This window comes from Streptomyces sp. CLCI03, from assembly GCF_053615355.1.
The window spans coordinates 5,872,126-5,896,480 of sequence record NZ_CM132132.1; the positions used below are offsets into that span (position 1 = coordinate 5,872,126).

Below are 24,355 nucleotides of genomic sequence, written 5' to 3' on the forward strand. Positions count from 1 at the left end.
GCCCGCGGAAGGTCGCAGTTCAGGCCCGCTTCTCGCCCAGGACGTGCAGCTGGGTGGCGACCGCGTGGAAGGCGGGCAGCTCGGCGGCGGCCTCCTCCAGACGCAGCAGCGCCTCCACGGCGCCGGGCTCGGTGTCCACCAGGACCCCGGGCACGAGGTCGGCGAAGATCCGCACGCCGTGCACCGCGCCGACCGCGAGGCCGGCCCCGCCGACCAGCTCGGAGAGCTGCTCGGCGGTGAAGCGGCGCGGTACCGGGTCGCCGGAGCCCCAGCGGCCGGCCGGATCGGTCAGGGCGGTACGGGCCTCCGTGAAGTGCCCGGCCAGCGCACGGGCCAGCACGGCCCCGCCGAGGCCGGCGGCCAGCAGGCTGAGCGTGCCGTCGACGCGCAGCGCGGCCACCGTGTTCGCCACGCCCTCGGCGGGGTCGTCCACGTACTCCAGCACGCCGTGGCAGAGCACCACGTCGTAGGCGTCCCGCTCGACGACGTCCAACAGGCCCTGGGCGTCACCCTGGACACCGCGTACGAGGTCGGCGACACCGGCCTCGGCCACCCGGCGCTCCAGCCCGAACAGCGCGTTCGGGCTGGGGTCGACCACGGTGACCCGGTGGCCCAGGCGGGCCACCGGCACGGCGAACTTACCGGTACCGCCACCGGTGTCGAGCACGTCCAGCACATCCCGCCCGGTCGCCTTCACCCGGCGGTCGAGTGCCTCCTTGAGGACCTCCCACACCACGGCGGTGCGGAGGGAGGCACGGGGGCGGGAAGTGTCCGACACGGCTGATGGCTCCTCGGCGCGGTAAAGGGTGAGCGGTCCTGGCCCACCCTATTGCCTTCCGCCGCCGGGCAGCTCATCCCGCGTCCGGATGCTCCGGGCGTGGTTGCGGCAGGGTCTCTCCCAGGGGCTGGGGCGGCGTCCGGACGGTGAGCATCCGTTCCACCAGGCGAAGGAACATCGACGCCGCCCGCACCAGATCGTCCGCGTCCCGAGGGCTCGCCGCGTCCGCTATCCCCGCCTCGGCCCTGGCCCGGCGCGCGGCGCCGGAGGCGAAGAGCGCACTCCACTCGGTCAGCTCCGGGGCCATCTCCGGCAGCACCTCCCACGCGCTGCGGATCCGGGGCCGCCGCCGCGGGTTCACCGGTTCGGGACGGGCGCGCGCGGCGAGCACGGCTGCGGCGGTGCGCAGCGCGGCGAGGTGGGCGGTCGCGTACCGCTCGTTGGGGCGGGTCAGCCGGGCGGCCTCGGCCAGGCCGCTGTGGGCCTTGGCGAGCAGGTCGAGGGCGGCCGGAGGAGCCGTCGACTTCCGAAGGACGGGGTGGACAGGGGACGGGGACGGTGTGGCCATGACGAACCTCCTGTCGATCTGTCGATGCGTTACCACCATCGTGACGGGCACCACTGACAATTGCGCTGACCTGGGCTTTTACGGTCACGAACCGGGCAACTGCCCCCTCCTGCGCACCTGGTGCGAAGAGGGATGCTAGTTTTTGAACTGACCGGTCAGTTCAAAAAGAAGGGGGACGGCGTGGACAGCCCGCACGGCGCGGCCGTCAAGGCCGAGGACTTCGGACTCAAGGGCCCGCGCGGCTGGGCCTTCCGGGGAGTCGGCATCGACGCGGCGCCCGGCTCGCTCATCGCGGTCGAAGGCCCCTCCGGCAGTGGCCGGACCTGCCTGCTCCTCGCCCTCACCGGACGGATGAAGCCCACCCGGGGCCACGCCGAGGTCGGCGGCCACCACCTGCCGAAGCGGATGACGGCGGTCCGCCGGATCGCCGCACTCGGCCCGGTCTCGGGGGTCAACGAGCTCGACCAGGCCCTCACCGTGGCGGAACAGCTGCGCGAGGGCGCCCTGCTCCAGCGCCACTACGGCGCTCCGGTCCGCGCCATGCTCCGGCCCCGGGCCGAGCGCCGCGCCGCCGCCGAGGCACGGATCGCCGACGCCCTGGAGGCCGCCGGACTGGACCTCGCCGCGCTGCCCAAGGGCGAGCGGACCTCCGTACGGGACCTGGAACGCCTGGAGGCCGTAAGGCTGTCCGTCGCCATCGCGCTGCTGGGCTCCCCGGCCCTGCTCGCCCTCGACGACCTCGACCTCAAGCTGTCGGACACCGAACGCGTGGAGGCCTGGGACCTGCTCCGCTCGGTTGCCGCCCGCGGGATCACCGTCCTCGCGGTGTGCAGCGAGGCACCCGCCGACGCGATCGTCCTGCGGACCTCCCCCGAGGAGCCGGACGCACCGGAAGCACCGGAGGCGTCGGCCGCGTCGGACACGCCCGCGGCCGCGGAGAGCGACGCGGACGCGGAGGCCGACGAGGGATCCGGGACCGACGCGAAGACCGACACGAAGACCGACGCGAAGACCGACGCGAAGACCGACGCGAAGACCGAGAACGACGACACGAAGGGGGCGGACGATGCGCTCGCCGAAGCTGGCCGCGCTTGAGCTGAAGCGGTTCGGGCGGGGGAAGCTGCCCCGGGCCGCTCTCGTCGCGCTGCTCCTGCTGCCACTGCTCTACGGCGCCCTGTACCTGTGGTCCTTCTGGGACCCGTACAGCCGCCTCGACAAGGTGCCCGTCGCCATCGTCAACGCCGACAAGGGCGCGACCGTCGGCGGCGAGAGCTTCGACGCCGGCGCCGAGATCGCCAAGAAGCTGCACGCCAGCAAGAAGTCCTTCGAGTGGCACGACACCAGCGCGAAGGAGGCGGCCGAGGGCCTGGAGGACGGTACCTACTACCTGACCCTGACCATGCCCGCCGACTTCAGCGAGAAGATCGCCTCCAGCTCCGGCGACGACCCCACCACCGGGGCCCTCCAGGTCCGCACGAACGACGCCAACAACTACATCGTCGGCTCGATCTCGCGCTCCGTCTTCGCCGAGGTCCGCTCCGCGGCGTCCACCAACGCCTCCCGCAAGTTCCTCGACAAGATCTTCGTCAACTTCTCCGACCTGCACGACAAGACCGCCGAGGCGGCCGACGGCGCCGACAAGCTCAAGGACGGCGCGGGCCAGGCCCAGGAAGGCGCCAAGGAACTCGCCGAGGGCCTCGACACGGCGCAGGAGAAGTCCGGCGAACTCAACACCGGCCTGCGGAAGCTGAACACGGCGGCCGGCAAGCTGGAGACCGGCTCCAAGGACGTCGCGGACGGTACCCAGGCGCTGGCCGACAAGGTCAACGGGGCCGCGGACAAGGCCCGCCCCTTCGTCAAGGATCCCAAGAACCTGGCGGACACCGCCGAGCTGGTCGCCGACACCGCGAAGGTCGTCCGCAACCACCTCGACAAGTTCTCCGAGAAGGCCCCGGCCGCCGCCGCTGCCGCCAAGAAGGCGGCCACCGTAGCCGACACCTACTACACCAAGCACTGCGTGACCCTCGGCGCCGAACCGCACCTGGCCTCCTGCCCCGACCTGAAGACGGTCAGGGACAGCACGGCCGAGGCCGCCGAGCTCAGCGGCGACGTCAGCACCCTGGCCAAGAACGCCAATGGTGACGTCGCCAAGCTCCGCACCCAGCTCACCGACCTGGAGAACCAGGCCCGCAAGCTCGTCGACAAGGCCCCGCTGCTCGCGGCCGACCTCGACGCGGCCGTCGCCAAGGTCAACGCCCTCAACGACGGTGCCCACAAGGTCTCCGCCGGCATGGCCCAGCTCCACACCGGTCTCGGCACCGCCACCACCGGCTCCGGCGCCCTCGCCGACGGCGTCGGCAAGCTCGGCGACGGCGCCCACCGGCTCGACGGCGGCATGTACAAGCTCGTCGACGGCACCGGTGAACTCGCCGGTGGCCTGCACGACGGCGCCGGCAAGATCCCCGACTACGACCAGCAGCAGCGCGACGAGCGCACCCAGGTCATGGCCGACCCGGTCCAGCTCGCCAACCAGTCCCTGCACAAGGCGCCCAACTACGGCACCGGCTTCGCCCCCTACTTCATCCCGCTCTCCCTCTGGGTCGGTGCGATGGTCGCCTACATGCTGATCGCCCCGATGAACCGGCGGGCCCTGGCCGCCGGCGCCTCGCCCTGGCGGGTCGCGCTCGCCGGCTGGCTTCCCGTGGCGGGCCTCGGCGCGGCGCAGGTGGCCCTGCTGATGTCCGTACTGCACTGGGCGCCCGGCCTCGGCCTGAAGATGGCCCACCCGGCCCTCACCATCGGCTTCCTGATGCTGGTCACCGCCTGCTTCGCGGCGATCGTCCAGTGGCTCAACGCCAAGTTCGGCGCCGCCGGCCGCATCCTGGTGCTGGCCGTCCTGATGCTCCAGCTGACCTCGGCGGGCGGCACCTACCCCGTCCAGACCAGCCCGGACTTCTTCAACTGGATCCACCCGTACCTGCCGATGTCGTACATCGTCGAGAGCCTGCGCCGCCTCATCACCGGCGGCGACCTCGCCCCGGTCTGGCAGGGCGGCGCGGTCCTGCTGGCCTTCACCGCCGGCGCCCTGGCCCTCACCGCGCTCGCCGCCCGCGGCAAGCAGGTGTGGACCATGGACCGACTGCACCCGGAACTGAGCCTGTAGGGACGTGTTGACCTGTGACAATCAGCGCCATGGAAAGCAGCAGCACCGGTACGGGCACCGGCGGGGGCCGTCGTGCGATCACGCGGCAGAAGCTCTACGAAGCGGCCGTCACCCTGATCGCCGAGAAGGGCTTCTCCGCGACCACGGTCGATGAGATCGCCGAGCGGGCAGGCGTCGCGAAGGGCACCGTCTACTACAACTTCGCGAGCAAGAACGAGCTCTTCGAGGAGCTGCTGCGGCACGGCGTCGGCCTGCTGACGGTCTCCCTGCGGACGGCCGCCGAGGAGACGGAGGCCCGCGGCGGCAGCCGGGTCGAGGCGCTCGACGCGATGATCCGGGCGGGACTCGTCTTCATCGACCGGTACCCGGCCTTCACCCAGCTGTACGTCGCCGAACTGTGGCGCACCAACCGCGCGTGGCAGTCCACGCTCATGGTGGTCCGGCAGGAGGCGGTGGCCGTCGTGGAGAACGTGCTGCGCGAGGGCGTCGAACGCGGCGAGTTGAGCGCCGAGATCGATGTGCCGCTCACGGCGGCCGCGATGGTCGGGATGGTGCTGGTGGCCGCCCTGGACTGGCAGTCCTTCCAGAGCGAGCGGTCCCTGGACGACGTGCACTCGGCGCTGTCGCTGCTGCTGCGGGGCCGGGTCAGCGGCAACCGCTGAACACCGGCGCGCCACCACCCCCCAGTCGGCGGTGCCGCGGGGGCGCGCCGGCCCGTAGAACTGGTGGGGCCGGCCGCGACGGCTGAGTATCCGTACCTAGGCGCGGAAATGAGTACGTGCGCGGATGGGCTCCCACCTGCGCGGACGCCAGACTGGGAGCAACGGACAGGAGACCCGGTCCGCACCGCGGACACGGGGCCGCGGAGCGGACCGGGTGCCTCCTTCCGTGACCGGGACGGGGGACACGGCTCGGTGTCGCAGGACGGGAGAAGGCGGCGGGGCTCGGGGGGATCGAGCCTCACCGCCTTCTCGCGTCCGCGGGTTCGATGGGTCGTGCGGTGGCCCGCGCCGCCGTTGCCGGGGCTCCGCCCCGGACCCCGCACCTCAAACGCCGGCGGGGCTGAAAGATCGCCTCAAACGCCGGCGGGGCTGAATGAGACGCCGGCGTTCGAGGCGAAGGTGCCTCAGCCCCGGCCCCGCAGGGGGAGTCGCGGGAGTCGGAGGCGGGCTGTCGTGAGGCGGGTGGACACCGCCGCGGCGATCGCGGATCGGCGGGCCGAGATGGCCCAGGAGACCCGGGCCGCCGAGCGCGGCAGCAGCAGGGCGCGCAGCCGGGGCAGCCGGTCCGCGGACGTCAGCAGGCCCGTGCGGGCCAGCAGGACGTCGTCCGCCAGCTCCGGGTACGAGACCTCCGCGCCCGGGGGCGCGTACAGGGCCCGTTCCACCGCACCGGCGACCCGGTGCACGGCCGCCGCCGGCTCCTCGTCCAGGCGGCCCAGCTCCACGATCCGGCTCGCCGCCCGGCGGGGGGACAGCGCCTCGTCCGGGAGCACGCCCGCGTCCCAGGCGGTGTCGCCCAGTTCCCGCCAGGCCGTCAGCACGTCCCCGGTCGCCAGCCGCCGGGCCCGCAGCCGGGTCCGCCACAGCATCGGGAGCAGGGGCAGGCCCAGTACCGTCACCGCGAGCGCCGCCCAGCCGAGGACCGACGTCACCGACGGCCCACCGCCGCCGCCCGTGTTCTGCGCGGGCGCGGCCGCGCCGCACTCGCCGAGCTTCTTCAGGTTCGGCGGGCACTCGGGGGTCGCCGAGGGCCCCGTCGAGGGCTGCGCCACGCTCTGCGAGGGCAGCGGCGCCGGTGCGGACGGCTGGGTGGCCGGGGTCTGTGCCCGCGAGTACTCCGGGATGTTGATGCCGGAGCGGGGCGTCGGCTCGAAGCGGGTCCAGCCCACGCCCTCGAAGTACAGCTCGGGCCAGGCGTGCGCGTCGCGCATCGACACGTTCACATTGCCGTCCGACTGCTTCTCGCCGGGCGTGAAGCCCACCGCGACCCGGGCCGGGATGCCGAGGGAGCGGGACATCGCCGCCATCGAGAAGGCGAAGTGGACGCAGAAGCCCTCCTTGTCGGCGAGGAACCGGGCGACCGCCTGCGGGCCCGTGCCCGAGGCCGTCCTCGTGTTGTAGCGGAACCCGCCGTTCACGGCGAAGTAGTCCTGCAGCTTCACGGCCCGCGTGTAGTCGTCCTTCGCGCCCTGCGTCACCTGGCGGGCCGTATCGGCGACCACGGGCGGCAGGTTGTCCGGGAGCTTCGTGTACTCCTCCTGGACCGCCGGGTCGGGCTTCGGGGCGTTCTGCAGCTGCTGGGCCGTCGGCTTCAGGAGCAGGCTGCGCACCGTGTACTCGGCGCCCTGGACGTTCTGGAACTTGTCCCGGCCCAGCTGGTCGCCGACGAGGGTCCGGCCGGCCGGCTCGAACCGCCACTTGCCGCCGATGTCCACCGACGTCGCCGGGTACGGCATGGGGAGGTAGCGCTGGGTGTAGTAGTCCGCCGCGGAGATGCTGGTGGTGACCTCGACGGCGGAACGGCTCACCGGGGCGCGGAGCCCCGGGGGTTCCGGCAGCTTCTCCGGCACGTCGACCAGGGCCCGCCCGGAGGCCTCCCACTTGACGCCGTTGAACTCGTCCAGGGCCAGGATCCGCAGGTACTGATCGGCCTGCTGCGGGCTGTTGGTCCGGTACTTCAGGACCACACGGTTGTCCTGCGCGTTGAGGTTGCTCTGCAGGGACACCAGCGGGTTGACCGCCGAGATCGTCCCGCCCACGCCGCCGCCGCCGCTGTCCTCGGCGTCCTGCGTGCCGCCCAGCAGCCCGCCGCCGAGCGAGGGCAGCACGGCCGGCACCGCAAGCGCCAGGCCCAGGGTCACCGCGCCGATCCGCCGCCCGAACTTCACGGGAGCCGTCGCCTGCCCGCCCGCCCCGTTGGCGAGGCCGGAGTCGGCGGCGCCCCGGCGCGGGGCCGCGCCGAAGACCCGGCCCCACTGGGCGAGCCGGTCGCGGCCCTCGGACAGCAGCAGCATCAGGTAGCCGCAGCCCGCGAGCAGGAAGGCGAACCAGGAGGCGCCCCCGCCCCCCGCCAGGCCCGAGGCCACCGAGTACAGCGCCAGCAGCGGCAGCCCGGCCGCGGCGGCCGTGCGCAGGGTCACCGCCAGCGTGTCCACGAGCAGCCCGATCAGCAGCACGCCGGACACCAGCAGCAGTTTGATGCCGTCCGTCAACGGAGCCGGGATGGCGAACTCGCCCACGTCCCGGACGCCCTGACCGAACAGCGCGCCGAAGTCCGTCACCAGGTACGCCAGCGGCCCGTCCCCGTGGGACTCGCCCTTGCCGGCGTAGAGGAACGCCAGCAGCAGCAGCGACGTCAGCACCTGCGCGGCCACGGTCAGCGTCCGGGCCAGCGGTACCCGCCGGGCCCCGGCGCCCACCGCGCTCTGCACGGCCAGCAGCAGCACCGCCTGGAGCAGCCAGGCCTGCGAGTCCACCAGGGCGTTCAGCGACCACGAGGTGAGCAGTGTCGCCAGTGCCGCGAACAGCGTCAGTTTCGCCCGCCCGCTCATTCCCGACCTCCGGAGGTTCCCGTACCGACGCGCGCGGTCCCGGCCTGGCGCCACAGTTCACCGAAGGCCACCCCGGGCGGGGCGGCCAGTGCCGTCCAGCCCGCGTCGCGCAGCCTGTGCAGCCGCTCCTCCAGCGGGGGCACCGCATGCCCCGGGGCGGGCTGCCCGCCCCAGGTCGCGGAGTCCAGTACGAAGGCCACCGCACCGGAGGCGCGTTGGCGCATCCGGGCGGCCAGTTCTGTCTGTACGTCGTCCAGGTCGCCGAAGAAGGCGATGAGGAGCCCGTCACCGCCGGCTCCGCCGAAGCCGCCGCTGCCACCGGCGCGCACCGCGTCGTAGGCGCGGGAGAGCCCGGCGCCGTCGGAGTGCCCGACGACCGCGAGGGTGTCCATCATCAGCCCGGCGGCCTCCGCGGACTCCTGCCCGCCGGAGGAGAATCCACCACTGCCCTCACCGGGCACCGAGCTGCCGGTGTCGGTGAGCAGGCGGGCGGAGAAGCCCTGTTCCAGGACGTGCACCAGGCTGGAGGCGGCCGCCGAGACGGCCCACTCGAAGGCGGAGTCGGGGCCGGCGCCGTCGAAGGCCAGGCGCCGGGTGTCCAGCAGGACGGTGGCCCGGCTGCGCTGCGGCTGCTCCTCGCGGCGGACCATCAGCTCGCCGTAGCGGGCGGTGGAGCGCCAGTGCACGCGGCGCAGGTCGTCGCCGCGCCGGTAGCCGCGGGGGATGACGTCGTCGTCGCCTGCCAGGGCGAGGGAGCGGCGGCTGCCGTCGCCGTAGCCGTTGGACTCGCCGGTCAGGCGGACCGGCGGCAGGGGTTCGGTGCGCGGGATGACGGTGAGGGTGTCGTAGGTGCTGAAGGAGCGGGTCAGCTCGACCAGCCCGAAGGGATCGGACAGGCGCAGCTGGAGCGGGCCGAGCGGATAGCGGCCGCGCAGGTCGGAGCGGACCCGGTAGGACACCTCGCGGCGGCCGCCGGGTTCGACCCGGTCCAGTACGAAGCGCGGGCGCGGGCCCAGTACGTAGGGCACCCGGTCCTGGAGCATCAGCAGGCCGGTGGGCAGTCGGGAGACGTTGTCCATGCGCAACTGCACGCGGGCCTCGCTGCCCGCGGGGACCCGGCCCGGGCTGAGCCGGCGGCTGCCGGAGACCCGGAAGCGGGTGCGGTGGAGGGCGTAGACGCAGATCAGGGGCAGGAGGGCGAGCAGCAGGCCGACGCGCAGCAGTTCGCCCTGTCCCAGCACGTACGCGCAGGCCGCGGCGGCTGTGCCCGCGGCCAGGAACGAGCGGCCCCGGGTGGTCAGTCCGGACAGCGACGCGCGCAGGCCGCCGCCGTCCCCCGGGCCACCGGCGCCGCGCGGGGCACCGGCGCTCATCAGAAGCTCCGGATGCCCGCGCCGGGCGGCATCTCGCCGCGGGCGTGCGCGGCCGGGACGGGGGTGCGCTGCAGGATCTCGCCGACGACCTGCTCGGCGGAGCGGCGGTTCAGCTGGGCCTGCGCGGTGGGCAGCAGCCGGTGCGCGAGGACCGGGGCGGCCAGGGCCTGGACGTCGTCCGGCAGGACGTAGTCCCGGCCGGCGAGCGCGGCGGCGGCCTTCACGGCGCGCAGCAGGTGCAGGGTGGCGCGGGGCGAGGCGCCGAGCCGCAGGTCGGGGTGGGTGCGGGTGGCGGAGACCAGGTCGACGACGTAGCGCTTGACGGGCTCGGCCACGTACACCTCGCGGACCGCCTCTATGAGCTTGACGATCTCGTGGGAGTGCGCGACGGAGGTGAGGTCGTCGAGCGGGGAGACCCCGCCGTGCACGTCGAGCATCTGGAGCTCGGCCTCGGGGCTGGGGTAGCCGACGGAGACGCGGGCCATGAAGCGGTCGCGCTGGGCCTCGGGCAGCGGGTACGTGCCCTCCATCTCCACCGGGTTCTGGGTGGCGACGACCATGAACGGGCTGGGCAGCGTGTAGGTCGTGCCGTCGATGGTGACCTGGCGCTCCTCCATCGACTCCAGCAGCGCGGACTGCGTCTTCGGCGAGGCGCGGTTGATCTCGTCACCGATGACGATCTGCGCGAAGATCGCGCCCGGCTTGAACTCGAACTCGCGGCGCTGCTGGTCGTAGATGCTGACACCGGTGATGTCGGAGGGCAGCAGGTCCGGTGTGAACTGGATGCGCTGGACCGAGCAGTCGATGGACTTGGCGAGCGTCTTGGCGAGCATCGTCTTGCCGACGCCGGGCACGTCCTCGATCAGCAGGTGACCCTCGGCGAGCAGCACGGTCAGCGCGAGGCGGACGACCTCGGGCTTGCCCTCGATCACGCTCTCGACCGACCGGCGCACCCGCTCCACCGTGCTGGTCAGATCCGCGAGGCTCGCTCGGTCGTCGTACGTCGTCACCTGGTTCTCCTCGGCCTTTCCCAGGGCCGACGCCGTTGGCGCATGAACCGGCCCACCCCGAAACACGGACACCGGCCCGGGGGATCCCGGGTGGTGCCACCCCGCATTCTTGACGGCGTTAAGGCCTTGTGTCACTCAAGAGCTGGGATCGATCTCCCGCAGGAGCCCGGTGTGCACATCGAAGACGAAGCCTCGCACATCGTCCTTGTGCGGCAGGAAGGGGTTCGTGCGAACCCGCTGCATGGATTGGCGGACGTCCTGGTCGACGTCCCGGAAGGCCTCGACGGCCCAGGCGGGACGCTGGCCGACCTCGTCCTCCAGCTCGTGCCGGAAGTCCTCGGTCAGGTTCTCCAGACCGCAGCCGGTGTGGTGGATGAGTATCACCGTGCGGGTGCCCAGGGCCCGCTGGCTGATGGTGAGCGAGCGGATCGTGTCGTCGGTGACCACACCGCCCGCGTTGCGGATCGTGTGACAGTCGCCGAGTTCCAGGCCGAGGGCCTTGTGCAGGTCGAGACGGGCGTCCATACAGGCCACCACGGCGACCTGGAGGACGGGGCGGGCGTCCATGCCGGGGTCGGAGAACTTCGCGGCGTAGCGCTGGTTCGCCTCGACCAGCCGGTCGGTGACGGATCCGCCGACGGATGCCTCGGACGCGGACTCTGCAGGCAGGGATGCGGAAGTCGTCATGGGTACGACGTTAGTGGTCACGGCGGGTCGAGGCCTCGCGTGAGAGCGGACAAAGAACGTCAACGAGGATTGTTGTGAGCTAACCCACAGGGGTGGGGGAGGGGCGGCCATCCGGGTGATTCGCGGCATTTGCCGGTTCGGTCCGAGAGTCGCGCACGGCGCGCGAGGCGGTTCGTTGACCGCGGCGACCGTTGCACTAAAGTGACGCGAACCGGCCGGAGCCCGGCCCTGACCGGCCGCCCGGCCCCCGATGAACACTCCGCGTGCGCGGCGCGTACGTACGGCCCGGCCCTCTCCCGCTCACCGGCCGGCCGGCGCCACCTTCCCCGGCGCCGGTCGCGGATGCGGGAACCAGGTGGTACGTACGCCTGCCGCGCCGTTATCTGAGAGGGCGCTTTGACTAGCGAGTCCCGACATGTCCCGGTGATGCTCCAGCGGTGCCTGGACCTGTTGGCCCCGGCGCTGGAGAGGCCCGGGGCCGTCGTCGTCGACTGCACCCTCGGCCTCGGCGGCCACAGCGAGGCCCTGCTGACCCGGTTCCCCGAGGCCCACCTGATCGGCCTCGACCGCGACAAGGAGGCCCTGCGGCTGTCCGGCGAGCGGCTCGCGCCCTTCGGTGACCGGGCCACCCTCGTCCACGCGATCTACGCCGACCTCGCCGAGGTCCTGGACGGGCTGGGCATCCCGGCGGTCCAGGGCATCCTCTTCGACCTGGGCGTCTCCTCCATGCAGCTGGACGAGGCCGACCGCGGGTTCGCGTACGCGCAGGACGCGCCGCTGGACATGCGCATGGACCAGACGACGGGCATCAGCGCCGCCGAGGTCCTCAACACCTACGCGCCGGGTGAGCTGGTGCGGATCCTGCGCCAGTACGGCGAGGAGAAGCAGGCCAAGCGGATCGTGTCCGCGATCGTCCGGGAGCGGGAGAAGGAGCCCTTCACCAACAGCGCCCGGCTGGTCGAACTGATCCGGGACTCCCTCCCGCAGGCCGCCAAGCGGACCGGCGGCAACCCGGCGAAGCGGACCTTCCAGGCGCTGCGGATCGAGGTCAACGGAGAACTCTCCGGGCTGGAGCGGGCCATTCCGGCGGCGGTGGACAAGATCGCCGTCGGCGGCCGGATCGCGGTGCTCTCGTACCACTCGCTGGAGGACCGCCTGGTCAAGCAGGTCTTCGCGGCCGGCGCGACCTCCACGGCCCCGCCCGGACTGCCGGTGGTGCCGGAGAAGTACCAGCCGAAGCTGAAACTGCTCACGCGCGGCGCCGAGCTGCCCACCGAGGAGGAGATCGCCGAGAACCGGCGAGCCGCCCCGGCCAGATTCCGCGGCGTCGAACGCATCCGGGAGGCGCGACTGTGACCAACGCCGGGAAGGTCGCCACGCTGACCCGCGGGCAGGCGGCCCGCCTCGGCCGGGCGCTCGGCGGCCGCCCGGCCCGCCCGCGCCCCGGCGGGCAGGCGGCGCGGATGCCGTTCGTCCTGCTGGTCGTGGCCCTGCTCGCCGGCGGCCTGATCAGCCTGCTGCTGCTGAACTCGGCGCTGAACGAGGGCTCCTTCCAGCTCAGCAAGCTGAGGAAGGAGACCACCACCCTCACCGACGAGGAGCAGGCGCTGCAGCGCGACGTGGACGCCTACTCCGCTCCCGACGCGCTCCAGCGCCGGGCGCACGAACTGGGCCTGGTCCCCGGCGGCAGCCCGGTCTTCATCGGCCAGGACGGCAAGATCGCCGGCAGCCCGGCGGTCGCCGAGGCCCCGCCGACCCCGACGCCGACCGCCCCGGCCACACCCCCGGCGTCGGCCCCGGCCGCCTCCGGGGCCGCGGCCCAACCGGCCCCGTCCGCCGCGCCCTCCGCGGCCGGTGGTTCCCCGCAGCCCAGCCAGACCCCCGGAAGGTGACGCCGTGATCCACCCTTCCCACCCGGCCTCGCCGGCGTTCGAGGCACGGGGTCCGGGGCGTAGCCCCAGGATCCCCGCCCCGGCGGTGGCCGCGTGAGCCCGCAGGAGCCGCCCCGGCGGCGGGTGCCCGGACCGGCCAGGCCGTCCCGGCCGGGCGACCGGGCCCGGGCCACCGCCCGCCCCGCCTCGCGCCCGGCGACCCGGCGCCCCACGGGCCCCCGCACCCCGCACACGATCCGGCTCGGCAGCCCACGACCCCGGCTGCGCCTGGTCGGCGTCGGCCTGACCCTCGTCATGCTGGCCTTCGTGGTCCGCCTGCTCCAGGTACAGGCCGTCGACGCCTCGGCGTTCTCCGCCGAGGCCTCCAAGAACCGCTACACCAACGTCAAGCTGGCCGCCGAGCGCGGTGAGATCACCGACCGCCGGGGCGTGGCCCTGGCCACCAGCGTCGACGCGTACGACATCACCGCCGACCCGAAGATGTTCACCCCGCAGGACAGCAAGGCCCCCGACGCCCCGCAGCAGGCCGCCGCGCTCCTCGCGCCCATCCTCGGCAAGGACGTCAAGGAACTCACCCAGCGGCTGAGCACCAAGAACTCCCGGTACGTCGTCCTCGCCCAGCGCCAGACCCCCCAGGTCTGGAACCAGATCAAGGACCTCAAGCGGGTCTTCGCGGACAAGGCGGCGGCAGACAAGCGGAGCAACGGCCCCGGAGCCAACGTCCTCGCCGGCGTGTTCAAGGAGACCAGCAGCAAGCGCGTGTACCCGAACGGCGACCTCGCCGCCGGGATACTGGGTTACGTCAACGCCGAGGGCAGGGGCGCCGGCGGCCTGGAGTCCTCCCTCGACAAGAAGCTCTCCGGCAAGGACGGCGAGATCACCTACGCCCAGTCCGGCGGCCGCCAGGTCCCCACGGCCGACTCCAACGAGAAGCCGGCCGTCCCCGGCGACGACATCGAGCTCACCATCGACCGGGACATCCAGTGGGCGGCGCAGAGCGCCATCGCCGAGCAGGTCCAGAAGTCCGAGGCCGACCGCGGCTACGTCATCGTCCAGGACACCCGCACCGGCGAGGTCCTGGCCATGGCCAACGCGCCCGGCTTCGACCCCAACGACCTGACCCGCGCCCGCTCCGCCGCCATGGGCAACGCCGCCCTCCAGGACGTGTACGAGCCCGGATCCACCGCCAAGGTCATCTCCATGGCCGCCGTGCTGGAGGAGAAGAAGGCCACTCCTCAGACCCGGGTCGAGGTCCCCAACCGGCTGCACCGCGGCGACCGCCTGTTCAAGGACGACATCGACCACCCGACCTGGTACCTGACCCTCAACGGGGTCCTCGCCAAGTCCTCCAACATCGGCACGATCCTGGCCACCGGCCAGCTCGGACCCACCCAGCCCGAGGCCAACGAGGTCCTGCACTCCTACCTGACCAAGTTCGGCATCGGCCGGCCCACCGGCCTGAACTACCCGGGCGAGTCCCGCGGCATCCTCGCCGCCCCCAAGGACTGGTCCACCTCCCAGCAGTACACGATCCCCTTCGGCCAGGGCCTCTCCCTGAACGCCATGCAGGCGGCCTCCGTGTACTCGACCATCGCCAACGGCGGGGTCCGCATCGAACCGACGCTCATCCGCGGCACCAAGGGCCCCGACGGCCGCTTCACCCCGGCCCCGGCCCCCGAACAGAGCCGCGTGGTCAGCGCGGAGACCGCCAAGACCCTCGCCGAGATGCTCGAATCCGTGGTCGACGACCAGGAGGGCACCGGCACCAAGGCACGGATCCCCGGCTACCGGGTCGGCGGCAAGACCGGCACCTCCAACCGGGTGGATCCGGCCACCGGCCGCTACAAGGGCTACACCGCCTCCTTCGCCGGATTCGCCCCCGCGGACAACCCCCGCATCACCGTCTACTGCGCCATCCAGAACCCCACGAAGGGCAGCTACTTCGGCGGCCAGATCTGCGGCCCCATCTACAAGAAGGTCATGGAGTTCGCACTCAAGACCCTCCAGGTGGCCCCCACGGGAACCGCGCCCGCCGGGCTCCCCGTCACCTACGACGCCGCTCCTCAGCCCGCCGCCCAGCCCGCCCCGCAGCCCAGTCCGCAGCCCGGTCAGTGAACCCACAGCCAGGCCGGCCCGCCAGAAAAGCGTGAGGCACCATCAGTGACAACCATCACCCCGAAACCCGGGAACCAGACGACCGCCGAAGCCGAGACCGGGGCCTCACTTCGCGAGCGGCCCGCCACGCCCGGTACGCTCACCGCCGTGCCCCACGCTGATCAGCCCAGAACGACCCAGAAAGCCCCGGCAACGCCGCCGGGAGCGCCCCGGCCCGCGTCCGCCAGCCCGAGCCCGCTGGGCGAGCTGGCCACCCTGCTGGGCATCCCGGCGCCCGGCGCGGCGCAGATCACCGGCATCACCCACGACTCCCGTGCGGTGCGCCCCGGTGACCTGTACGCGGCCCTGCAGGGAGCCAGGACGCACGGCGCCGACTTCGCCGCCCAGGCGGCCGGCCTCGGTGCCGCCGCCGTGCTCACCGACCCCGCGGGGGCGGAACGCGCCGCGGCGACCGGCCTGCCGGTCCTGACCGTCGAGGACCCGCGCGGCCGGATGGGAGAGCTGGCCGCCGCGATCTACGGGCGCCCCGGTGAGGACCTGCTCCAGATCGGCATCACCGGCACCTCCGGCAAGACCACCACGGCGTACCTCGTCGAAGGCGGCCTGCGCGCGGCGGGCCGCAGCACCGGACTGGTCGGCACCGTCGAGATGCGCATCGGCGACGAGCGCATCAAGTCCGAGCGGACCACCCCCGAAGCCACCGACCTCCAGGCCCTCTTCGCGGTCATGCGCGAACGCGGGGTCGAGGCCGTGGCCATGGAGGTCTCCAGCCACGCACTGGTCCTCGGCCGGGTCGACGGCTGCGTCTTCGACGTCGCCGTCTTCAACAACCTGAGCCCGGAACACATGGAGTTCCACTCCGACATGGAGGACTACTTCCAGGCCAAGGCCGGGCTCTTCACCGCCCGCCGGGCCCGCCTGGGCGTGGTCAACCTCGACGACGAGTACGGCCGCCGGCTGGCCAAGGAGGCGACGATCCCGGTCGTCACCTTCTCCGCCGCGGGCGACCCGGCCGCCGACTGGCGCGCCGAGGACGTGGTCTTCGGCGCGGCGACCTCCACCCTGACCCTGCTGGGCCCCGAAGGACAGCGCGTACGGGCCACCGCGCCGCTGCCCGGCCCGTTCAACGTCGCCAACACCGTCGCCGCGATCGTCACCCTCGCCGCCGCCGGCCTCGACCCGCAGACCGCCGCCGACGGCGTCGCCGCGGTCCCCGGGGTCCCCGGCCGGCTGGAGCGGGTGGACGCGGGACAGCCGTTCCTCGCCGTCGTGGACTACGCGCACAAGACGGACGCCGTGGAATCGGTGCTGCGCGCACTGCGCGAGGTCACCGAGGGCAAGCTGCACATCGTGCTCGGCTGCGGCGGCGACCGCGACACCACCAAGCGCGGCCCGATGGGGGCCGCGGCCGCCCGGTTCGCCGACGTGGCCGTCCTGACCTCCGACAACCCGCGCTCCGAGGACCCGCTCGCGATCCTCGCCGCGATGTTCGACGGCGCCGTCTCCGTACCGCCCGCCGAGCGGGGCACCGTCCTGATCGACGCCGACCGGGCCGCGGCCATCGCGGCCGCCGTCGCCCGCGCCCGGCCCGGTGACACCGTGCTGGTGGCCGGCAAGGGACACGAGCAGGGCCAGGACACCGCCGGTGTCGTACGCCCCTTCGACGACCGCACGGTGCTCCGCGCCGCGATCGAGCACCAGGCCGTGCTCGACCGGAACGCCGCGCCCGACGAAACGACCCAGGTCCGACAGGCCGAGGTGAACCAGTGATCGCCCTTTCCCTCGCCGAGATCGCCGACATCACCGGCGGGCGGCCCCACGACATACCGGATCCGTCCGTCCAGGTCACCGGCCCCGTGGTCTACGACTCCCGTGAGGTCCGGCCGGGCAGCCTGTTCGCCGCCTTCGTCGGCGAGCGGGTCGACGGCCACGACTACGCGGAACGCGCCGTCGCCGCCGGGGCCGTGGGCGTCCTCGCGACCCGGCCCGTCGGCGTACCGGCCATCGTGGTCCCCGACGTCGTGGCCGCCCTCGGCGCACTCGCCCGCGCCGTGGTCACCCGGCTGGGCACCGACGTCGTGGCCCTCACCGGATCCGCCGGCAAGACCTCCACCAAGGACCTGATCGCGCAGGTGCTGCAGCACCACGCGCCGACCGTGTGGACCCCCGGCAACCTCAACAACGAGATCGGCCTGCCGATCACGACGCTGCGCGTCACCGAGGACACCCAGCACCTGGTCCTGGAGATGGGCGCCCGCGGCATCGGCCACATCCGCTACCTCACCGGACTGACGCCCCCACGGATCGGTCTGGTCCTCAACGTCGGCACCGCCCACATCGGCGAGTTCGGCGGCCGCGAGCAGATCGCTCAGGCCAAGGGGGAGCTGGTCGAGGCCCTGCCGGCCGAGGCGGAGGGCGGCGTCGCCGTCCTCAACGCCGATGACCTGCTGGTTCGTGAGATGGCCGGGCGGACGAAGGCCCGTACGGTCCTCTTCGGCGAGGCCGAGGACGCCGAAATCCGGGCCACCGAAGTTCGCATGACGGACAGGGGGCAGGCTTCCTTCACACTGCACACACCGACCGGGTGCAGTGACGTGACCTTGCGGCTGTACGGTGAGCACCACGTGTCGAACGCGCTCGCCGCGGCCGCCGTCGCCCATGTACTGGGCATGTCCGCACAGGAGATCGCCACGGCGCTCTCCGGGGCGGGCACGCTGTCCCGGTGGCGGATGGAGGTCACCGAGCGGGCGGACGGTGTGACGATCGTCAACGACGCCTACAACGCGAACCCCGAGTCCATGCGGGCCGCACTCCGCGCGCTCGCCGCGATGGGCGGTGCCGGCAGGGCGAACGGGGGACGCACGTGGGCGGTGCTCGGCCCGATGGCCGAGCTCGGAGACGACGCTCTCGCCGAGCACGACGCGGTCGGACGACTTGTCGTCCGGCTCAACGTGAGCAAGCTCGTCGCAGTCGGGGGCAGGGAAGCCTCCTGGCTGCAACTGGGCGCATATAACGAGGGTTCGTGGGGTGAGGAGTCGGTGCTCGTGTCCGACGCGCAGGCGGCGGTCGACCTGTTGCGCAGTGAACTGCGCCCAGGTGACGTCGTGCTGGTGAAGGCTTCCAGGTCGGCCGGTCTGGAGCGGGTGGCCCAGGGCCTTCTCGACAGCACTGTCGAGGGCGAGGTCGCCGACCGATGAGGCAGATTCTGTTCGCCGGTGTCATCGGCATGTTCCTCACCGTCATCGGTACCCCGCTGCTGATCAAGCTGCTCGCCCGCAAGGGCTACGGCCAGTTCATCCGCGACGACGGCCCCCGCGGCCACGCCGGGAAGAAGGGCACGCCCACCATGGGCGGTATCTCCTTCATCCTGGCGACGCTCATCGCGTACGCCCTGACGAAGGTCCTCACCGGTGAGGAGCCGAGCTTCTCGGGCCTGCTCGTCCTGTTCCTGATGGCCGGCATGGGCCTCGTCGGGTACCTGGACGACTACATCAAGATCGTCAAGCGGCGTTCGCTGGGCCTGCGGGCCAAGGCGAAGATGTCCGGCCAGCTGATCGTCGGTATCGCCTTCGCGGTGCTGGCCCTGCAGTTCAAGGACTCCCGCGGGCTGACCCCGGCCTCCACCAAGCTGTCGTTCGTCACGGACTTCGGCTGGTCGATAGGTCCGGTGCTGTTCGTGGTCTGGGCGCTGTTCATGATCCTGGCGATGTCCAACGGCGTGAACCTCACCGACGGTCTCGACGGTCTCGCGACCGGCGCCGCGGTGATGGTCTTCGGCGCCTACACCTTCATCGGTGTCTGGCAGTTCCAGGAGTCCTGCGCCAGGGCCGGTGACCTCACCAACCCGAACGCCTGCTTCGAGGTGCGCGACCCGCTCGACCTCGCGGTCGTCGCCTCCGCCCTCATGGGCGCCTGCTTCGGCTTCCTGTGGTGGAACACCTCGCCCGCCAAGATCTTCATGGGTGACACCGGCTCGCTCGCCCTCGGCGGCGCGCTCGCGGGCCTCGCCATCTGCTCCCGCACGGAGTTCCTGATGGCGCTCCTCGGCGGCCTGTTCGTGCTCATCACGATGTCGGTCGTCATCCAGGTCGGTTCCTTCAAGATGACCGGCAAGCGCGTCTTCCGGATGGCGCCGCTGCAGCACCACTTCGAGCTCAAGGGCTGGTCCGAGGTACTCGTCGTGGTCCGCTTCTGGATCATCCAGGGCATGTGCGTGATCGTTGGTCTCGGTCTCTTCTACGCGGGATGGGCAGCCGACAAGTGACGTCCTGGCAGGACAAGAACATCACCGTCGCCGGTCTGGGCGTGAGCGGCATCAGTGCCGCCCGCGCCCTGGCCGGCCTCGGCGCAGTGGTGACCGTCGTCGACAACGGCGACGGCGACGCGCACCGCGCCCGGGCCGCCGAACTCCAGGCGCAGGGCATCACCGTCCGCCTCGGCCGCCTGGCGGACGGCGGACACGCGGGCGAGGTACTGCCCGAGGGCACCGAACTCGTCGTCACCTCGCCGGGCTGGAAGCCCGACAGCCCGCTGTTCCAGGCCGCCGCGGCGGCCGGGGTGGACGTGGTCGGGGACGTCGAGATCGCCTGGCTGCTGCGCGAGATCGGCCAGGAGCTGCGCGCCGCGCGCTCCGGCGACACGGACGCGGCGAAGCCCCGTAAGGCCCCGGCGGCCTGGCTCGCCGTCACCGGCACCAACGGCAAGACCACCACCACCCAGATGCTGGCGTCGATCCTGAAGGCCGCGGGGCTGCGCACCGCCGCCGTCGGCAACATCGGCACCCCGATCATCGACGTGGTGCTCGGCGAGCAGGAGTACGACGTGCTCGCCGTCGAACTCTCCAGCTACCAGCTGCACTGGGCGCCCTCGCTGCGCGTCCACTCGGCGGCCGTGCTCAACCTGGCCCCGGACCACCTCGACTGGCACGGCTCGATGGAGGCGTACGCCGCCGACAAGGGACGGATCTACGAGGGCAACACGATCGCCTGCGTCTACAACGTCGCCGACCCGGCCACCGAGAACCTGGTCATGGAGGCCGACGTCGAAGAGGGCTGCCGGGCGATCGGCTTCACCCTCGGCGCCCCCGGCCCCTCCATGCTCGGCGTCGTCGACGGCATCCTCGTCGACCGGGCCTTCGTGGAGAACCGGCAGAAGAACGCCCAGGAGCTCGCCGAGGTCTCCGACGTCAACCCGCCGGCCCCGCACAACATCGCCAACGCGCTCGCCGCCGCGGCCCTGGCCCGCGCCTTCGGCGTGGAGCCGCGCGCCGTGCGCGACGGGCTGCGCGACTTCCGCCCGGACGCCCACCGCGTCGCGTACGTGGACGAGGTCGACTCGGTCACCTACATCGACGACTCCAAGGCCACCAACACGCACGCGGCCGAGGCCTCGCTCGCGGCCTTCGAGCCGGTCGTCTGGATCGCCGGCGGCCTCGCCAAGGGCGCGACCTTCGACGAGCTCGTGCGGAACGCCGCGAAGCGGCTGCGGGGCGCCGTGCTGATCGGCGCCGACCGGGCGCTCATCGCCGAGGCGCTGGCGCGACACGCCCCCGAGGTCCCGGTCGTCGACCTCGACCGGACCGACACTGGGGCGATGCTCGCAGCGGTCCGGGAAGCCGCCGCGCTCGCCGAGCCCGGCGACACGGTCCTGCTGGCACCTGCCTGTGCCTCGATGGACATGTTCGCGAACTACAACAAGCGTGGGGACGCATTCGCCGACGCGGTGCGCGAACTGGCCGCCGAGAACGCTGCGGACACGGCCTAGGCCGGGGGCTCCGGGACAGGTTCCCTCCGGCCGGCAGCTCGCCTCGTACGAGTGGAGGGGAATATCACAGATGCCGGCCAAGCAGATGCTGCCGGGGCGGCGGCCGTCCGCCGTGAAGGCGCAGGGCCGCAAACGCCCTGCGGTGAGTTCGAAGCGGCCCGCCGGGCGCGGGCCGCTGGCCCGGTTCCGGCGTACGCAGCAGCAGTTGCAGAAGGCCTGGGACCGCCCACTCACCGCCTATTACCTGATTTTCGGTAGTTCCCTGCTCATCACCGTGCTCGGCCTGGTGATGGTGTACTCGGCCTCGATGATCAAGGCCCTCCAGCTCGGCCTCGGCGACGCCTACTTCTTCAAGAAGCAGTTCCTGGCCGCCGTCATCGGCGGCGTCCTCCTGCTGATCGCCTCCCGCATGCCGGTCAAACTGCACCGCGCGCTCTCGTACCCGGTGCTCGCCGGCACGCTCTTCCTGATGGTCCTGGTCCAGGTCCCGGGGATAGGCGTCTCGATCAACGGCAACCAGAATTGGATCTCCCTCGGCGGTCCGTTCATGTTGCAGCCCAGTGAGTTCGGCAAGCTGGCCCTGATCCTGTGGGGCGCCGACCTGCTCGCGCGCAAGGGCGACAAGGGGCTGCTGAGCCAGTGGAAGCACCTGCTGGTGCCGCTGGTCCCGGTGGCCTTCCTGCTGCTCGGGCTGATCATGCTGGGCGGGGACATGGGCACCGCGATGATCCTCGGGGCCATCCTGTTCGGTCTGCTCTGGCTGGCCGGCGCCCCGACCCGGATGTTCGTCGGGGTGCTCGTCTTCGCGGGTGCGATCGTCGCACTGCTCATCAAGACGAGCCCGCACCGGATGGACCGGCTGGAGTGCCTCGGTGCGACAGAACCGGGCAAGAACGACCTTTGCTGGCAGGCCGTTCACGGGATCTACGCCCTCGCATCGGGCGGATGGTTCGGTTCGGGCCTGGGGGCAAGTGTGGAAAAATGGGGGCAACTCCCCGAAGCCCACACCGACTTCATCTTCGCCATCACCGGGGAGGAACTGGGTCTGGCGGGGACGCTGTCGGTTCTCGCCCTGTTCGCGGCTCTAGGCTATGCGGGTATCCGCGTGGCCGGACGCACGGAGGACTCCTTCGTACGGTTTGCCGCGGGAGGCGTGACCACCTGGATCACGGCCCAGGCCGTGATCAACATCGGTGCGGTGCTCGGCCTGCTGCCGATCGCCGGAGTCCCGCTCCCGCTGTTCTCCTACGGAGGGTCGGCCCTGCTGCCGACCATGTTCGCGGTCGGACTGCTCATCGCCTTCGCGCGTGAGGAGCCGGCGGCGCGCGCGGCCCTCGCGATGCGACAGCCGAAGACCGGCTGGTGGCGGACCGGGGTGAGATGGAAGTCGATGAGACGGCGCGTCAAGAAGCGTCCGTCCGGAGAGCGGTGAATTTCGGTGCATGTCGTACTCGCCGGTGGGGGGACCGCCGGCCACATCGAGCCGGCGCTCGCCCTCGCGGACGCCCTGCGCAGGCAGGACCCTTCAGTGGGCATCACCGCCCTCGGCACGGAGCGCGGACTGGAAACCCGCCTGGTGCCGGAACGCGGCTACGAGCTGGGCCTGATCCCCGCCGTACCGCTGCCCCGTAAGCCGACCCCGGAACTGATCACCGTCCCCGGACGCCTGCGCGGCACCATCAAGGCCGCGGAGGAGATCCTGCTGCGCACCAAGGCCGACTGCGTCGTCGGCTTCGGCGGCTACGTGGCCCTGCCCGGCTACCTCGCGGCCAAGCGCCTCGGGGTGCCGATCATCGTCCACGAGGCCAACGCCCGGCCCGGACTGGCCAACAAGATCGGCTCCCGCTACGCGCACGCCGTCGCGGTCTCCACCCCCGACAGCAAGCTGCGCGGAGCCCGCTACGTGGGCATCCCGCTGCGCCGCTCCATCTCCACCCTCGACCGTGCCGCGGTCCGCCCGGAGGCGCGCGCCGCCTTCGGCCTGGACCCCAACCTGCCCACGCTGCTGGTCTCCGGCGGCTCGCAGGGCGCCCGCCGCCTCAACGAGACCATCCAGCAGGTCGCGCCGACCCTCCAGCGCTCCGGGATCCAGATCCTGCACGCCGTCGGGCCGAAGAACGAACTGCCGCGTGTCGACAACATGCCCGGGATGCCGCCGTATGTGCCGGTACCGTACGTGGACCGGATGGATCTGGCGTACGCCGCCGCCGACATGATGCTGTGCCGCGCGGGAGCGATGACCGTCGCCGAACTCTCCGCCGTCGGGCTCCCCGCCGCCTACGTCCCGTTGCCGATCGGCAACGGTGAACAGCGGCTCAACGCCCAGCCGGTGGTCAAGGCCGGCGGCGGCCTGCTCGTGGACGACGCGGAACTGACGCCCGACTGGGTGCTCGGCCAGATCCTCCCGGTGCTGTCCGACCCGCACCGCCTGTACGAGATGTCCCGCGCCGCCGGTGAGTTCGGCCGCCGGGACGCCGACGAGCTCCTGGTCGGCATGGTGTACGAGGCGATCGCGGCCCACACGTCCCGCTGAGGCGGGTAGCGCAGACGCAGGAGGCACAGGAGTGGCCGGAGGGACGACCGCGCGGCGCGGAACACCGTTTTCTGATCGGTCCGGCCCGGCTGCCCGCAAGGGCACCGGTGCTCCCAAGCCTCCGAAGGAGCCCAAGGGCTCCAAGCCCCCCGAGCCCCCGAAGTCGGCCCGGAAACCCGGCCCCAGGGGTCCTGGCGTACGCCTGCGCCGGGGCCCCGTGCTGGCCCTGGCGGCCGCCGCGGTGGTCCTCCTGGCCGCGGGCGGCACCTGGGTGCTCTACGGGTCCTCCTGGCTCCGCGTGGAGAAGGTCGCCGCCACCGGCATGGACGTCCTCACCGCCGAACAGGTCCTCGGCGCGGCGGCCGTCCCGGTCGGCGCCCCCCTGGTGAGCGTCGACACGGACGAGATCGAGAGCCGGGTCCGCGGCCGGCTGCCCCGCATCGATTCGGTCGATGTGGTGCGGGCCTGGCCGCACGGGATCGGTCTGAAAGTGACGGAACGCAAACCCGTCCTGCTCATCAAAAAGGACGCCAACTTCGTGGAAGTGGACGCATCGGGTGTGCGATTCGACACGGTTCCGAAAGCACCCGCGGGCGTTCCGGTCCTCGAATTGAACGCCGGTCGATCGCCGAGCGCCCGGCGCTTCGACGAGGAACGGCTGCTGCACGAGGCCGTGCTCGTCGCGAGCGCCCTCCCGGAGTCGATCGCCAAGCAAACGGTGCAGGTCAAGGTGGGTTCCTACGATTCGGTCGTGCTGGAGCTCACCGGGGGTCGGTCCGTGACGTGGGGGAGCGGTGAACAGAGCGACGCGAAGGGACGTACTTTGAACGCTTTGTTGAAAGCCGCTCCCAAGGCCGCGCACTTCGACGTGAGCGTCCCCACCGCCCCTGCTGCGTCCGGGAGTTGACGTCCGGTCCAAC

General features: G+C 72.2%; 19 protein-coding genes. 13 read left to right on the top strand and 6 right to left on the bottom strand.

Going from position 1 to position 24,355, the window contains the following annotated elements; translation table 11 throughout:
- Positions 1-19: 19 nt before the first annotated feature.
- Together ACWG52_RS27095 and ACWG52_RS27100 are read right to left on the bottom strand one after the other, a co-directional pair.
- Complete coding sequence (locus tag ACWG52_RS27095) at positions 20-778, bottom strand: class I SAM-dependent methyltransferase (RefSeq protein WP_033221785.1); 759 nt, start codon at positions 776-778, stop codon at positions 20-22.
- 73 nt (positions 779-851) lie between these two features.
- Positions 852-1,346: an SAV_6107 family HEPN domain-containing protein gene (locus ACWG52_RS27100; protein WP_389812101.1), complete on the bottom strand. Its 495-nt coding sequence runs from the start codon at positions 1,344-1,346 to the stop codon at positions 852-854.
- Positions 1,347-1,526: 180 nt separating this feature from the next.
- On the opposite strand from ACWG52_RS27100, the gene ACWG52_RS27105 reads away from it, so the two are divergent.
- From ACWG52_RS27105 to ACWG52_RS27115, 3 genes are read left to right on the top strand one after another with little or no spacing between them, the layout of a single operon-like run.
- Positions 1,527-2,441, top strand: a complete 915-nt coding sequence (locus ACWG52_RS27105; RefSeq protein ID WP_453126193.1) for an ATP-binding cassette domain-containing protein — start codon at positions 1,527-1,529, stop codon at positions 2,439-2,441.
- Positions 2,413-4,509 (top strand): YhgE/Pip family protein, encoded by a 2,097-nt coding sequence (locus ACWG52_RS27110; protein WP_389812096.1) that lies wholly within the window; start codon positions 2,413-2,415, stop codon positions 4,507-4,509. Before ACWG52_RS27105 ends, ACWG52_RS27110 begins: the two co-directional genes overlap by 29 nt.
- 29 nt (positions 4,510-4,538) lie before the next feature.
- The gene (locus ACWG52_RS27115) at positions 4,539-5,171 is read left to right on the top strand and encodes a TetR/AcrR family transcriptional regulator (protein WP_389812093.1); all 633 of its coding nucleotides are present in this window, start codon (positions 4,539-4,541) and stop codon (positions 5,169-5,171) included.
- A 464-nt stretch (positions 5,172-5,635) separates the two neighbouring features.
- Here the strand turns inward: ACWG52_RS27115 and ACWG52_RS27120 are convergent, their stop codons facing one another.
- The 4 genes from ACWG52_RS27120 to ACWG52_RS27135 all read right to left on the bottom strand — a co-directional run bounded on the left by ACWG52_RS27120 (position 5,636) and on the right by ACWG52_RS27135 (position 11,195).
- Positions 5,636-8,062 carry a transglutaminase family protein gene (locus ACWG52_RS27120; protein WP_390141280.1) on the bottom strand — a complete coding sequence of 809 codons (2,427 nt, stop codon included), beginning with the start codon at positions 8,060-8,062 and terminating at the stop codon, positions 5,636-5,638.
- Positions 8,059-9,435 carry a DUF58 domain-containing protein gene (locus ACWG52_RS27125; RefSeq protein ID WP_389812087.1) on the bottom strand — a complete coding sequence of 459 codons (1,377 nt, stop codon included), beginning with the start codon at positions 9,433-9,435 and terminating at the stop codon, positions 8,059-8,061. The genes ACWG52_RS27120 and ACWG52_RS27125 overlap by 4 nt, the downstream gene beginning before the upstream one ends.
- Positions 9,435-10,445, bottom strand: a complete 1,011-nt coding sequence (locus ACWG52_RS27130; protein ID WP_161292362.1) for an AAA family ATPase — start codon at positions 10,443-10,445, stop codon at positions 9,435-9,437. Before ACWG52_RS27130 ends, ACWG52_RS27125 begins: the two co-directional genes overlap by 1 nt.
- A gap of 135 nt (positions 10,446-10,580) precedes the next feature.
- Positions 10,581-11,195 (bottom strand): beta-class carbonic anhydrase, encoded by a 615-nt coding sequence (locus ACWG52_RS27135; RefSeq protein ID WP_389812084.1) that lies wholly within the window; start codon positions 11,193-11,195, stop codon positions 10,581-10,583.
- A gap of 363 nt (positions 11,196-11,558) precedes the next feature.
- Between ACWG52_RS27135 and rsmH the strand changes: the two genes are divergently transcribed.
- From rsmH to ACWG52_RS27185, 10 genes are all read left to right on the top strand, one after another.
- Positions 11,559-12,488: a 16S rRNA (cytosine(1402)-N(4))-methyltransferase RsmH gene (gene rsmH, locus ACWG52_RS27140; protein WP_389812541.1), complete on the top strand. Its 930-nt coding sequence runs from the start codon at positions 11,559-11,561 to the stop codon at positions 12,486-12,488.
- 23 nt (positions 12,489-12,511) lie between these two features.
- Positions 12,512-13,024, top strand: coding sequence for a hypothetical protein (locus ACWG52_RS27145; protein ID WP_389812538.1), 513 nt, complete (start codon positions 12,512-12,514; stop codon positions 13,022-13,024).
- A gap of 93 nt (positions 13,025-13,117) precedes the next feature.
- Positions 13,118-15,139, top strand: coding sequence for a peptidoglycan D,D-transpeptidase FtsI family protein (locus ACWG52_RS27150; protein WP_453126198.1), 2,022 nt, complete (start codon positions 13,118-13,120; stop codon positions 15,137-15,139).
- Between the two features lie 45 nt (positions 15,140-15,184).
- On the top strand, positions 15,185-16,909 hold the full coding sequence (locus ACWG52_RS27155; RefSeq protein ID WP_389812079.1) for a UDP-N-acetylmuramoyl-L-alanyl-D-glutamate--2,6-diaminopimelate ligase: 1,725 nt from the start codon (positions 15,185-15,187) through the stop codon (positions 16,907-16,909).
- A complete protein-coding gene (locus ACWG52_RS27160) occupies positions 16,906-18,336 on the top strand; it encodes a UDP-N-acetylmuramoyl-tripeptide--D-alanyl-D-alanine ligase (protein WP_033221769.1) in 1,431 nt (476 codons plus the stop codon). The genes ACWG52_RS27155 and ACWG52_RS27160 overlap by 4 nt, the downstream gene beginning before the upstream one ends.
- Complete coding sequence (gene mraY / locus ACWG52_RS27165) at positions 18,333-19,403, top strand: phospho-N-acetylmuramoyl-pentapeptide-transferase (RefSeq protein ID WP_030724430.1); 1,071 nt, start codon at positions 18,333-18,335, stop codon at positions 19,401-19,403. Before ACWG52_RS27160 ends, mraY begins: the two co-directional genes overlap by 4 nt.
- Positions 19,385-20,902: a UDP-N-acetylmuramoyl-L-alanine--D-glutamate ligase gene (gene murD, locus ACWG52_RS27170; protein WP_390141274.1), complete on the top strand. Its 1,518-nt coding sequence runs from the start codon at positions 19,385-19,387 to the stop codon at positions 20,900-20,902. Before mraY ends, murD begins: the two co-directional genes overlap by 19 nt.
- Before the next feature lie 70 nt (positions 20,903-20,972).
- A complete protein-coding gene (ftsW, locus tag ACWG52_RS27175; RefSeq protein WP_375942718.1) occupies positions 20,973-22,334 on the top strand; it encodes a putative lipid II flippase FtsW in 1,362 nt (453 codons plus the stop codon).
- Between the two features lie 6 nt (positions 22,335-22,340).
- Positions 22,341-23,435: an undecaprenyldiphospho-muramoylpentapeptide beta-N-acetylglucosaminyltransferase gene (gene murG, locus ACWG52_RS27180; RefSeq protein WP_375942720.1), complete on the top strand. Its 1,095-nt coding sequence runs from the start codon at positions 22,341-22,343 to the stop codon at positions 23,433-23,435.
- A 31-nt stretch (positions 23,436-23,466) separates the two neighbouring features.
- Entirely contained in the window at positions 23,467-24,342 is an 876-nt protein-coding gene (locus ACWG52_RS27185; RefSeq protein WP_389812070.1) for a cell division protein FtsQ/DivIB, read from the top strand.
- Positions 24,343-24,355: the final 13 nt, after the last annotated feature.

Excerpts from the sequence above, each read along its gene's own strand:
- ACWG52_RS27110 (WP_389812096.1), top strand. The coding sequence starts at position 2,413 with ATGCGCTCGCCGAAGCTGGCCGCGCTTGAGCTGAAGCGGTTCGGGCGG.
- ACWG52_RS27125 (WP_389812087.1), bottom strand. The coding sequence starts at position 9,435 with ATGAGCGCCGGTGCCCCGCGCGGCGCCGGTGGCCCGGGGGACGGCGGC.
- murD (WP_390141274.1), top strand. The coding sequence starts at position 19,385 with ATGGGCAGCCGACAAGTGACGTCCTGGCAGGACAAGAACATCACCGTC.
- ACWG52_RS27115 (WP_389812093.1), top strand. The coding sequence starts at position 4,539 with ATGGAAAGCAGCAGCACCGGTACGGGCACCGGCGGGGGCCGTCGTGCG.
- ftsW (WP_375942718.1), top strand. The coding sequence starts at position 20,973 with ATGCCGGCCAAGCAGATGCTGCCGGGGCGGCGGCCGTCCGCCGTGAAG.
- ACWG52_RS27100 (WP_389812101.1), bottom strand. The coding sequence starts at position 1,346 with ATGGCCACACCGTCCCCGTCCCCTGTCCACCCCGTCCTTCGGAAGTCG.
- mraY (WP_030724430.1), top strand. The coding sequence starts at position 18,333 with ATGAGGCAGATTCTGTTCGCCGGTGTCATCGGCATGTTCCTCACCGTC.
- ACWG52_RS27120 (WP_390141280.1), bottom strand. The coding sequence starts at position 8,062 with ATGAGCGGGCGGGCGAAACTGACGCTGTTCGCGGCACTGGCGACACTG.
- rsmH (WP_389812541.1), top strand. The coding sequence starts at position 11,559 with ATGCTCCAGCGGTGCCTGGACCTGTTGGCCCCGGCGCTGGAGAGGCCC.